14 protein-coding genes are annotated in these 10,531 nt (G+C 65.3%); 10 read left to right on the top strand and 4 right to left on the bottom strand.

What is annotated here, in order from left to right; all coding sequences use genetic code 11:
• From ABNS06_RS16185 to ABNS06_RS16140, 10 genes are all read left to right on the top strand, one after another.
• Positions 1-770: FAD:protein FMN transferase (locus ABNS06_RS16185; protein WP_348675641.1), on the top strand; the 770-nt coding region annotated here is incomplete at its 5' end.
• Positions 767-1,144, top strand: coding sequence for a NusG domain II-containing protein (locus ABNS06_RS16180; protein ID WP_348675640.1), 378 nt, complete (start codon positions 767-769; stop codon positions 1,142-1,144). The genes ABNS06_RS16185 and ABNS06_RS16180, both read left to right, overlap by 4 nt.
• Positions 1,141-1,695: a Gx transporter family protein gene (locus tag ABNS06_RS16175; RefSeq protein ID WP_348675639.1), complete on the top strand. Its 555-nt coding sequence runs from the start codon at positions 1,141-1,143 to the stop codon at positions 1,693-1,695. Before ABNS06_RS16180 ends, ABNS06_RS16175 begins: the two co-directional genes overlap by 4 nt.
• 66 nt (positions 1,696-1,761) lie before the next feature.
• Positions 1,762-2,322: a YqgE/AlgH family protein gene (locus tag ABNS06_RS16170; protein ID WP_348675638.1), complete on the top strand. Its 561-nt coding sequence runs from the start codon at positions 1,762-1,764 to the stop codon at positions 2,320-2,322.
• The gene (gene ruvX, locus ABNS06_RS16165; protein WP_348675637.1) at positions 2,306-2,737 is read left to right on the top strand and encodes a Holliday junction resolvase RuvX; all 432 of its coding nucleotides are present in this window, start codon (positions 2,306-2,308) and stop codon (positions 2,735-2,737) included. Before ABNS06_RS16170 ends, ruvX begins: the two co-directional genes overlap by 17 nt.
• Positions 2,730-3,233, top strand: coding sequence for a bifunctional pyr operon transcriptional regulator/uracil phosphoribosyltransferase PyrR (gene pyrR / locus ABNS06_RS16160; protein ID WP_348675636.1), 504 nt, complete (start codon positions 2,730-2,732; stop codon positions 3,231-3,233). The genes ruvX and pyrR overlap by 8 nt, the downstream gene beginning before the upstream one ends.
• A complete protein-coding gene (locus ABNS06_RS16155; RefSeq protein ID WP_348675635.1) occupies positions 3,230-4,195 on the top strand; it encodes an aspartate carbamoyltransferase catalytic subunit in 966 nt (321 codons plus the stop codon). Before pyrR ends, ABNS06_RS16155 begins: the two co-directional genes overlap by 4 nt.
• Positions 4,192-5,439, top strand: coding sequence for a dihydroorotase (locus ABNS06_RS16150; RefSeq protein WP_348675634.1), 1,248 nt, complete (start codon positions 4,192-4,194; stop codon positions 5,437-5,439). The genes ABNS06_RS16155 and ABNS06_RS16150 overlap by 4 nt, the downstream gene beginning before the upstream one ends.
• A gap of 210 nt (positions 5,440-5,649) precedes the next feature.
• Positions 5,650-6,015, top strand: coding sequence for a response regulator (locus tag ABNS06_RS16145; protein WP_348675633.1), 366 nt, complete (start codon positions 5,650-5,652; stop codon positions 6,013-6,015).
• Between the two features lie 22 nt (positions 6,016-6,037).
• The gene (locus tag ABNS06_RS16140) at positions 6,038-8,140 is read left to right on the top strand and encodes a methyl-accepting chemotaxis protein (protein ID WP_348675632.1); all 2,103 of its coding nucleotides are present in this window, start codon (positions 6,038-6,040) and stop codon (positions 8,138-8,140) included.
• Positions 8,141-8,183: 43 nt separating this feature from the next.
• Here ABNS06_RS16140 and ABNS06_RS16135 read toward each other — a convergent pair whose 3' ends face one another.
• The 4 genes from ABNS06_RS16135 to ABNS06_RS16120 all read right to left on the bottom strand — a co-directional run.
• Positions 8,184-8,414, bottom strand: coding sequence for a type II toxin-antitoxin system Phd/YefM family antitoxin (locus ABNS06_RS16135; RefSeq protein ID WP_348675630.1), 231 nt, complete (start codon positions 8,412-8,414; stop codon positions 8,184-8,186).
• 3 nt (positions 8,415-8,417) lie between these two features.
• Positions 8,418-8,810 carry a type II toxin-antitoxin system VapC family toxin gene (locus ABNS06_RS16130; RefSeq protein WP_348675629.1) on the bottom strand — a complete coding sequence of 131 codons (393 nt, stop codon included), beginning with the start codon at positions 8,808-8,810 and terminating at the stop codon, positions 8,418-8,420.
• An 80-nt stretch (positions 8,811-8,890) separates the two neighbouring features.
• The gene (locus ABNS06_RS16125; RefSeq protein WP_348675628.1) at positions 8,891-9,970 is read right to left on the bottom strand and encodes a PilT/PilU family type 4a pilus ATPase; all 1,080 of its coding nucleotides are present in this window, start codon (positions 9,968-9,970) and stop codon (positions 8,891-8,893) included.
• A partial coding sequence (locus ABNS06_RS16120; protein WP_348675627.1) for an ATPase, T2SS/T4P/T4SS family occupies positions 9,970-10,531 on the bottom strand: 562 nt, incomplete at its 5' end. The genes ABNS06_RS16125 and ABNS06_RS16120, both read right to left, overlap by 1 nt.

Here is a 10,531-nt window from a genome sequence, read left to right as displayed (position 1 = left end):
TGCTGCCCCTGGTGAGCAAGGCCAGGGCCATCGCCGAGGACAGCAATGGCACCTTCGATCCCGGCCTGGGCCGACTGGTGCAGGTCTGGGGCTTCGATGATGCGGAGCATTTCCGCGACTCGCCGCCACCGCCGGAGACGCTGGCCGCCGCGATGAACCAGCCGCACAGGCTCACCGAGGCGACACTGGTCGATGACGTGCTGACGGCCGACGCTCCGGGACTGAGGCTCGATCTCGGCGCCATCGCCAAGGGCGCCGCCGTGGGCGCCGCGCTGCGCTCCCTGAAGGCGGCCGGCATCGACCACGCCATGGTCAACGCCGGCGGCGACCTGCAGGTCATCGGCCATGCCAAGGGTCGTCCATGGCGCATCGCGGTCCGTCACCCGCGGCCGCCAGCGGATGCGCCGCGCCTGCTGGTCGGGCTGGAACTGCGCGACGGCGAGGCCGTGTTCACCAGCGGCGACTACGAACGCTACTTCGACTACCAGGGGCGTCGTTATCACCATCTGCTCGACCCCAGAACCGGGGAACCGGCGACCGGCGCGCAGTCCAGCACGGTGATCCACACGGACCCGGCACTGGCCGATGCGCTGGCCACGGCCCTGTTCGTCGGCGGCGTGGACCACTTTGACGTGCTGGTCGATCAGTTCGCGCTGGAATACGCCATGCTGGTCGATTCCGACGGCCGCATCCATGCCACGCCCGGCTTCATGGATCGGGCCGAGTGGCTGTCGGAAGTGGAATTCGCCCCCGACACGAACACACGGTGACCGGCCCCCGCCCGACTCCGGCCGATGTAGTGCTGATCGCGGTGCTGGCGCTGGTGATCGGCGGGCTTTACGCACGATTCTGGGCGCCGACGGCGGCCGCTCCGACACATGCGCTGGTCAAGGTGGACGACGCTGAACCGCTGCGCATCCCCCTGCATGTCGACGACCGGCTCGTCGTTACCGGGCGTCTCGGCGACAGTGAGCTGGAGGTAAGCCGGGGTCGTATCCGCTTCCTGCGCTCGCCCTGCCGACACAAGGTCTGCATCCGCTCCGGCTGGCTGCATGATGCCCACGACGCCACCGCCTGCCTGCCCAATCGCGTCAGCGTCTCGATGGCGGCGTCGGACCCTCGCTACGACGGCATCAGCCAGTGAAGCGCCGCATCTTCCTGCGGGCTACCCTGCGCGACCACCAGATTGCCGGCTTCGCGGCGCTGGCGATCGTGATCCACATCCTCGAGGCCGGGGTGCCGACGCCGATCCCGGGCATCAAGCCCGGGCTGGCCAACGTGATTACGCTGGTCGTGCTGCTACGCCACGACCTGCGCGCCGCGATCTGGGTGCAGTTGCTGCGCGTCCTGGTCGGCAGCCTGCTCATCGGCAGCTTTCTCACGCCGACCTTCCTGCTGAGCCTGTCGGGCGCACTGGGCAGCCTCGCCGTGCTGGCACTGATGACCGGCTGGAACCACGTCGCCCGCCCGGTTCGGCTCGGCCCGATCGGACTGGGCGTCGCCGCGGCCTGCGCACACATGGGCGGACAGTTCTGCGTGGCCTACGCCGTGTTCATCCCCCACCCCGGGCTGCTCACCCTGCTGCCCGTGCTGCTGACGGCCGCGATGCTGTTCGGCGCGTTGACCGGCTGGCTGGCCGGCGCCCTCTGCGAACGACTGCAAACCGAGCGGGAGGGCGGCGGCGAACCGGGCTGAACAAGCTGGGTCGCACGCCGCAGCCGCGCTTGCGGTCACGCGCGTCACGGCGTGATACTGCCGATCATGACATCAGGCAGCGAGTTCAAGAATCAGTTTCTGGTCGCCATGCCCAGTCTGCACGATGAGCATTTCGAACAGACCGTGACCTTTCTCTGCGAACATTCGGAGCAAGGCGCGCTGGGGCTGGTGATCAACCGGCCCTCCGATCTGTCCGTGGCCAGCATGCTCGACCACATGAACGTTCCCTGCGAGATGAAGCTGGACAAGGCCCCGGTGTTCTGGGGCGGCCCGGTGCAGCCGGAACGCGGTTTCGTGCTGCATACGACCGGCACCGACTGGGAGTCCACCGTCCAGGTCAGCGACACGCTGGCGATCACGTCGTCGCGCGACATTCTCGAAGCCATCGGCCTCGGCAACGGCCCCGAGCAGTATCTGATCACGCTCGGCTACGCCGGCTGGGATGCCGGTCAGCTGGAGGACGAGTTGCTGCACAACGCCTGGCTCAACACGCCGGCCGATCAGCAGATCCTGTTCTCCACCGCACCACCGGAGCGCTGGGAAGCCTCGCTCGGGCTGCTCGGGCTGGACCCGATGATTCTGTCCGCGGATGCCGGCCACGCCTGACCCCCGGTCATCCGGGCCACTCCAGCCTCCCGCCGGCGTCTACCTCGCCTTTGACTACGGGGAGAAACGCATCGGTGTGGCGGTCGGCGACACGATCTCCCGAGCGCCCCGACCGATCGATACCGTCGACAACCAGACGCGTGAACGCTGGACACGCATCGCGCATCTGATCGAGCAGTGGCGACCGGTCGGGCTGGTCGTCGGCGTGCCGCTGACCCTGGATGACGAGCGCCAGCCGATGACGGAAGCGGCCGAACGCTTCTGCCGACGCCTCAAAGGCCGGTATCATCTACCCGTCCACCCGGCCGAAGAACGCATGACCTCCCTGGAAGCCGATCTGCAACCTGTCGCGGGCCAAAGTCGCGACGCCGTTGCCGCCGCGCAAATCCTCGCCGACTGGCTCGGTCGTGGCTGACTTTCCCGACGTCGCCACCTTGCTGGACGCCATGGCGTCCGACCTGGAGGCCATGGGCATCCGTGAGGCCAATCCCGTCATCATCGGCATCCACACCGGCGGTGCCTGGGTGGCCGAGGCGCTGGCGCGGCGAATCACGCCGGATGCGCCGTTCGGCACCATCGACATCAGCTTTTACCGGGACGACTTCAGCCGCATGGGGCTGCATCCGCAGGTCCGACCCAGCCATCTGCCGGTCCCGGTGGACAACCGCGTGGTCGTGCTGGTGGACGACGTGCTCCACACCGGACGGACGATTCGAGCGGCGATGAACGAGATCTTTGACTACGGCCGCCCGGAGCGGATCATCCTGGCGGTGCTCGCCACCCGACCCGGCAGGGAACTGCCGATCGCGCCGGACGTGGTCGGCCAGGTGGTCGAGACGCTGCCACCCGGCGGCCATATTCGCCTGTCCGGACCAGAGCCCCTTCGCCTGTCGCTGGAGTCCACCGCGTGAGCGCCGCCGCCGACATCCAGCGCACAGCCGACGGCCGCCTGCGCCACCTGCTGACCACGGAAGGACTCGGCCTCGATCTGATCACCGAAATCCTCGACACGGCCGAATCCTTCGTGCCGGTCACCCGCAATGACGTGAAGAAGGTGCCGCTGCTGCGCGGCCGCACCGTCGTGAACCTGTTCTTCGAAGCCAGCACGCGTACACGCAGCGCCTTCGAGCTCGCGGCGCACCGGTTGTCGGCCGACGTGCTGAACATCGAGGGCAGCAGTTCGTCCACGACCAAGGGTGAAACCCTGCTGGACACGCTGAAGACACTGGAATCCATGCACGTCGACATGTTCGTGATCCGCCACGGACAAAGCGGCGCCGCGGAGTTCTTCGCCGAACATGCCGCGCCCGGCGTGGCGATTCTCAATGGCGGCGACGGGCGCCATGCCCATCCCACGCAAGGCCTGCTGGACGTGTTCACCATCCGGCGCCACAAGCCGGATGTGGCCGGCCTCAGCGTCGCCATCGTCGGCGACGTGCTGCACTCGCGGGTCGCGCGCTCGGACATCCACGCTTTGCGGGCGCTGGGCGTGAGCGACATTCGCGTGGTCGGACCGAAGACCCTGGTGCCCCCGGAACTCGATGCATTCGGCGTCAGCGTTCATCACGACCTGCGCAGCGGCCTGGACGGCGCGGACGTGGTGATGCTGCTGCGCCTTCAGCGCGAGCGCATGACGGGTCACTACCTGCCCGCCGGATCGGCCTTCCACCGCAGCTTCGGACTCAACGAACGCACGCTGCGCTACGCCAAGCCGGACGCGCTGCTGATGCATCCGGGGCCGATCAACCGCGGCGTGGAAATCGCCGCGCCGGTTGCCTACGGCGATCAGTCGGTGATTCTCGAGCAGGTCAGCCACGGCGTCGCGATCCGCATGGCGGTGATGGCCATGATCATCGGAGCGCACCGGTCATGAGCGATCTGATCTGCCTGCGCAACGTCACGCTCAGCGACGGTCAGGTCCAAACGCTGTGGATTGCCGACGGTTGCCTGATCACGCCCCCGGACGGCTCACCCGACGCCAGAGTGATCGATGGTGAAGGCGGGCTGTTCCTGCCACTGGCCATCGATCTCTGCGCCCGCCTGCGTGAACCCGGCGCCACGCACAAGGCCACCATCGCCAGCGAAACCGCGGCCGCGATCCGCGCCGGCATCGGCACCGTCTGCCTGCCGCCGGACACGAAGCCGGTGATCGACCAGCCAGCGGTTGTCGACTGGATCGACGATCGGGGCCGTGACGCGGACGTCAGTCTCAAGCTTCTGGGCGCACTGACCGAGGGGCTGGCTGGCGAGGCGCTGGCCGATCTGGATGCGTTGCTGGACGCCGGCTGCATCGGTGTCGCCCAGCCACGCCGGCTGCCGCGCGCCAGTCTGCTGCGCCAGGCGCTGCAATACGCCTCGGGCCTCGGCTGCACCGTGCACCTTGACCCTGTTCATGCCGATCTGGCCGGTCAGGGTGTGGCGCATGCCGGGCGCCCGGCGATGCTGGCCGGGCTGACCGGCATTCCGGCCAGTGCCGAGGCCATCGGAACCGCGGTGGCGCTGGAACTTGCGCGCGACACCGGCTGCCGCGTGCATCTCGGGCGTATCACCACGGCCCGTGCCGTCGCGCTGATCGCCGCAGCGAAACAGGACGGCGTCGCCGTGACCTGCGATGTGTCGGCGCACCAGCTGTTCCTGACGGACGAGTCGCTGCAAGGCCTGGATCCGGCCTACCGTCTGGACCCGCCGCTGCGGACCGAGACCGACCGGCAGGCGCTGATTGGGGCCGTGGCGGACGGCACCGTCGATGCCATCTGTTCCGATCACCAGCCTCAGGATCTCAACGCCAAGACCGACCCGTTCCCGATGACGGAACCCGGGGGATCGACATTGGAATACCTGTTGCCAGCCGTGCTTACGCTGGCGCAGACACAGGGTTGGAGCCACGACCGCGTCCGACGACTGCTGATCGACACGCCGGCGCGAATCCTGGGACTGGCTCCGCCCGCGCTGTCACCAGGGGAACCACTCTCGGGCGTCCTGCTGAAACCGACCAGTGCTCCGGCCACGATCACCCAGCTCCGCAGTGCCGCCGGAATCACGCCATTCCAAGATATCCCGCTGACATGGCGGGTGGACGATGTGTGGCGCGCCGGTCAACACCTGCCATGCGACTGACCGGCTTCTCGCGAACCCGCGTTCTTGTATGATGCGGCGGGGGTATGAGGAAACACGGATGATTCGAACCACCAGGACGGAGCCGGTTTTGGCGCAAGTCCGGGCGGAGTGAACGCGAATCAATCAGTGTTGCCTTGAGCACATTCAAGATCAGCGCGGGCCGGACTCACGGGCGCGCGAAAACGAACACCGAAGTTGATGGGGGAAACCATGCCGCGCGTTCTTCTGGTTGACGACTCGCCGACCGACATCACGAACCTGCGAAAAATGCTGGAGAAAAACGGCTTCGAGGTCCTGGAAGCGCTGACCGGTGAAGCCGCGATCGAGAAAGCGGCATCCGAAAAGCCGGACGTCATCGTCATGGATGTGGTCATGCCCGGGATGAACGGATTCCAGGCCACACGCACGCTGTCCCGCGGCGCCGAGACGGCGTCGATTCCGATCGTCGTGATCAGCAGCAAGTCGCAGGAAACCGACAAGCTGTGGGCCATGCGTCAGGGGGCACGCGAGTACATCGTCAAGCCGGTCAAGGAATCCGAGCTGATCTCGAAGGTGAACGGCGTTATCAACGGCTAGGAACGGCCGACGGAGTAGCACAATGGCTGAGGGCATCACCCGGGTCCGGGGAACCCAGATCGCGATCATTCTTCTCGTTCTCGCGATGAGTTCGATCGCGGCGGCACTGTTCATTCTCTACCGCGTGAACCAGGTCGCCCAGTGGGACCGCGACTACATCACCCTGGCCGTGGACTCCAGCGCCGTGGCGGAGAACATCGCCCGGCTGGCCGATGACATCACCCGCGGGCTCGCGCCGGACACCCGGAACATGGAAGGTCTGCGACTGACCTTCGAAGACAACCTGTTCGCGCTGCGCGAGGGTGACGAGTTCATCGAACTGCCGCCGGCGCCGGTGGCGTTGCAGGACAACATCGACGCGCTGGAAGCGGAATTCCAGCCGATGTCCGACGCCATCGACCAGATTCTCGACCGCCGCGCCGCCTACGTGCTGATCCAGCAGGAAGCGGACATCATCGCAACCACGGTCCCCGAGGTAACAGCGCCGCTGGAGACCTCGATTTCCGAACTGGCGAACCGCCGGGCACCGGCCGAGCAGTTGACCCTGCTCACCGGCCTGGTGATCGGCGCGAACAACCTGGTCGAACAGGCCAACGCCGTGACGCGCCAGGGTTACGATGCCGATGCACTGGCCGCCGAACTGGACGCGTCCGTCGCGACGCTGTCCGGCGCGCTGCAGCAACTGATCAACGGTCAAGATCTCGGCTTCCGGCCGGCGACCACTCCGACGGTCGATGCCGCCCTTTCCGATGCGCTGGTCGGGATGCAGCGAATCCAGGGCAGCGTGGCAACCATCATCGAGGAGGCCGGCGAACTGGCCATGGTCCAGGCCGCAGCCGCCGAAATTTCGCGTTTGCGGAACAACGTGAAATTCACCGCGGAGAACAACCTCCAGCAGTCGTTCATCGAGTACCGCGATGGCCGAACGCTGGACTCGATTCACGGCTACGTGCTCGGCGGGGTCACGGTCGTCCTCCTGGTCATCTTCGTGACCGTGCTCCTGCGTCAGGCCCGCGCCCGCGCCCGCGAACTGGAGGAGGCCGACGCCGCGCAGCAGGAAGCGATTCTGCGCCTGCTGGACGAGATCACCACACTGGCCGACGGTGACCTCACCGTGGACGTCACCGTGACCGAGGACTTCACCGGCGCGATCGCCGACTCCATCAACTACACCATCGACACGCTGCGCAGCCTGGTCGGCACGATCACCGCGACCTCCGACGAGATCACCCAGTCGGCAACGGGCACCGAGGCGGTGACGCAGCAGCTGAACGTGGCATCACGCCGTCAGACCGAGGAGATCAACAGCGTATCGGCGGCCATCGGCGACATGTCAGAGTCGATGCAGCAGGTGTCGCACCGCGCCGACGAACTGGCGAAGGACGCCCAGGCGTCGATGGAAACCGCCCACAGCGGGTCGGAAACCGTGCGCCGGACCGTGGACGGCATGACCACGCTGCGGGATCAGATTCAGGAGACCGCGAAGCGCATCAAGCGACTGGGCGAGTCCTCGCAGGAAATCGGCAACATCATCGAGTTCATCAACGACATCGCCGAACAGACCAACACGCTGGCCCTGAACGCATCGATCCAGGCCGCGATGGCCGGTGACGCCGGCCGCGGTTTCGCCGTCGTCGCCGAGGAAGTGCAGCGGCTGGCCGAACGCGCAGGTAACGCAACACGCCAGATCGAAACCCTGGTCAAGACGATTCAGGCCGACACCAACGAGGCCATCGTGTCGATGGAACGCAGCACCACCAACGTGGTCAGCAACGCGCAGCTTTCCGAAGAGGCCGGTGAGGCCCTGGACCGCATCGAGGCCTCATCGACCGACCTCTCCCGCCTGATTCTCGACATCTCCCGGGATGCCCGTGCGCAGACGCAGTCGGCTGCGGATCTTGCTGGTCGCATCGAAGTGATTCAGGACATCGCCGGTCAGACCCAGGTCGCCTCCGACACGACCGCTGCGGCCGTGTCGAACCTGAACGCGTTGTCGGTGAAGCTGCGTGAATCGGTGGCCGGCTTCAAGCTGCCATCGACCGAGGAGATGGACGACATCGACTTCGACGACACGCTGATCGATGCCGGCGAGGACGACACGGACGACGAACGCGACGCAGCGTAAGCGTCGCAGGAACGTCTGTGAAGCAAGAGGTTGGCCGCTTCAGTTAACCGCGACCTTCTCGTTCCCTACCTTCACGGACTGCATTCACGATCTCCTCGCGACTCAGTTCGAGCTTCACGCCCTTGACGTCGAGAGGAGACGGCGACTCCTCGACGGGGCGAATCAGGAACGCGCGACCATCCCTGCGCGTAATCTTTACAGCCCCTTCGAGCTGGGCGGAATCGAGCACGGACGAAAATTTCTGCCGCGCCTCGGAAAATGTGAATACCTTCATGAGCTAGACCTCCAGGACCTTGATGCCCAGGGACTCAGCCACCTGTCTGAGGGGTTGGTCGAGGGTGAGAAGTGGTGAATTGGATTGCATGGCGCATACAAGAAGGTAGGCGTCATATGCATAAATGCGATGCTTCTCGACCAACACCAACGCCTGATTCAGGTTGACTTCGACGAGCTTGATAGGAATTTCCGCGTACGCATCCAAGCAGCCTGTCGCCTGCTCCAACGTGGCGCGACCACGCTTGATCATGGCGGAAAAGGCGTTGCCCATTTCCCAATGCACTGAGCTTGGGGCAATCAAACTGCGACCGGCCGTCAACTCAAGTGCTCGGTCACGGCCAGCTTCGTACGTGACCACCGCAATGAGCGCCGATGTATCGATGGTGATGAGCATGTCGCAGACCTGTACAATTGGACATATCGTATCAGGTCCCGCTCAACGCGACTGACCGCCGCAACAGAGGAAACCGAATGTCAGCTGCCGAAGTTGATCCGCGTTTCCAGGTTGGCGCGTAAATCCGCGTTGGACAGCGCCTCCTCCATCGAGATCTCGCCGGACTGGTACAGGTCGTAAAGCGCATCGTCGAAGGTCTGCATGCGCGAGTCGGACGACTCCGCCATCGCCTCGCGGATGCTGTCCACCTCGCCCCGCAGAATCAGTTCGGCGATATACGGCGTGACGACCATGACTTCCAGCGCCGCGGTCCGTCCGCCCTCCTTGCGCCTGACCAGGCGCTGCGAAATCACCGCACGCAGGTTCAGCGACAAATCCATGTACAACTGCGCCCGGAGGAAATCCGGGTACATGTTGATGATGCGTTGCAGCGTCTGGTACGCGTTGTTGGCGTGCAGCGTGGAGATGGCCAGATGCCCGGTGCCCGCGAGCTGCACGCAGGATTCCATGGTCTCGCGTGAGCGAATCTCGCCAATCAGGATCACGTCGGGCGCCTCGCGCAGGGCGCTGTGCAGCGCGCGCTCGTAGCTCTTGGTGTCCTGTCCCAGCTCGCGCTGGTTGATGATGGCCCGCTTGTTGGGATGGACGAACTCGATCGGATCCTCGACCGTGAGGATGTGACCCGACGCGTTCTCGTTGCGATGGTTGATCATCGCCGCCAGCGTCGTCGACTTGCCCGAACCCGTCGCGCCAACCATCAGAATCATGCCGCGCTTTTCCAGGATCAGGTCCTTGAGCGTCTCCGGCAGGCCGAGCTCGTCCAGGGTCGGGATCGCGTTGCGGACGTAGCGCAGCACCATTGCCGGCCGGCCACGCTGGTGAAACAGGTTCACGCGGAAACGGCCAAGACCACCGGCCTGGGTCGCGAAATCGAGTTCCAGTTCCTCCTGGTACTCCGCGCGCTGTTCCGGTGTAAGGATGCCGTTGGCCAGTTCGCGAATCTGCGCCGAGGTCAGTTCCGTCTTGCCGACGGAGTGCATCTCGCCGTTGATCTTGATCATCACCGGCGAATTGGTCGTGAAGAACAAGTCGGAGGCCTGCTTTTCAACGGCAAGTTTCAGATACGGAACGATGCCCGGCGTGGCCGAAGAGTCCGCCATCAGCCACGCCCCCGCTGTGACGCCGAGATCGCGGCATCGTCGTCATCCATCATCGACAGGGCGCCCAGCCCTTCATCAAGATTCTTCTCGGCGCGCTTGCTTTCCAGCTTGACCCGCAGCCGCAGTTCGTTCTTGGAATCGGCATTGCGCAGCGCCTCCTCGAGACTGATGGTGCCGTTTTCGTAGAGATCGAACAGGTGCTGATCGAAGGTCTGCATCCCCTGCTCCCGACTCTTGGCCATGACCTCCTTGATCTTGTGCACCTCGCCCTTGAACACGAGGTCGGAAATCAGCGGGGAATTGAGCAGGATCTCCATCGCCGCCGCCCGCCCGCCGCCTTCGCGCCGTACCAGCCGCTGCGAGATGATGCCGCGCAGGTTCAGCGACAGGTCCATCAGCAACTGCTCGCGCTTTTCGTCCGGGAAAAAGTTGATGATGCGATCCAGCGCCTGGTTGGACGAGTTGGCATGCAGCGTCGACATGCACAGATGCCCGGTCTCGGCGAAGTTGATCGCGTATTCCATCGTCTCCCGCGCGCGGACCTCGCCGATCAGGATCACG

This window comes from uncultured Abyssibacter sp. (assembly GCF_964000955.1).
Classification (GTDB): Bacteria; Pseudomonadota; Gammaproteobacteria; order Nevskiales; family OUC007; genus Abyssibacter.
The sequence above is the reverse complement of the archived record's forward strand: the minus strand, read 5'-3'. Positions and strand labels throughout refer to the sequence as shown.

Bases quoted from the DNA above. Each gene is read 5' to 3' on its own strand.
- ABNS06_RS16145 (WP_348675633.1), top strand. From the start codon at position 5,650: ATGCCGCGCGTTCTTCTGGTTGACGACTCGCCGACCGACATCACGAAC.
- ABNS06_RS16125 (WP_348675628.1), bottom strand. From the start codon at position 9,970: ATGGCGGACTCTTCGGCCACGCCGGGCATCGTTCCGTATCTGAAACTT.
- ABNS06_RS16130 (WP_348675629.1), bottom strand. From the start codon at position 8,810: ATGCTCATCACCATCGATACATCGGCGCTCATTGCGGTGGTCACGTAC.
- ABNS06_RS16140 (WP_348675632.1), top strand. From the start codon at position 6,038: ATGGCTGAGGGCATCACCCGGGTCCGGGGAACCCAGATCGCGATCATT.
- ruvX (WP_348675637.1), top strand. From the start codon at position 2,306: ATGCCGGCCACGCCTGACCCCCGGTCATCCGGGCCACTCCAGCCTCCC.
- ABNS06_RS16170 (WP_348675638.1), top strand. From the start codon at position 1,762: ATGACATCAGGCAGCGAGTTCAAGAATCAGTTTCTGGTCGCCATGCCC.
- ABNS06_RS16135 (WP_348675630.1), bottom strand. From the start codon at position 8,414: ATGAAGGTATTCACATTTTCCGAGGCGCGGCAGAAATTTTCGTCCGTG.
- ABNS06_RS16150 (WP_348675634.1), top strand. From the start codon at position 4,192: ATGAGCGATCTGATCTGCCTGCGCAACGTCACGCTCAGCGACGGTCAG.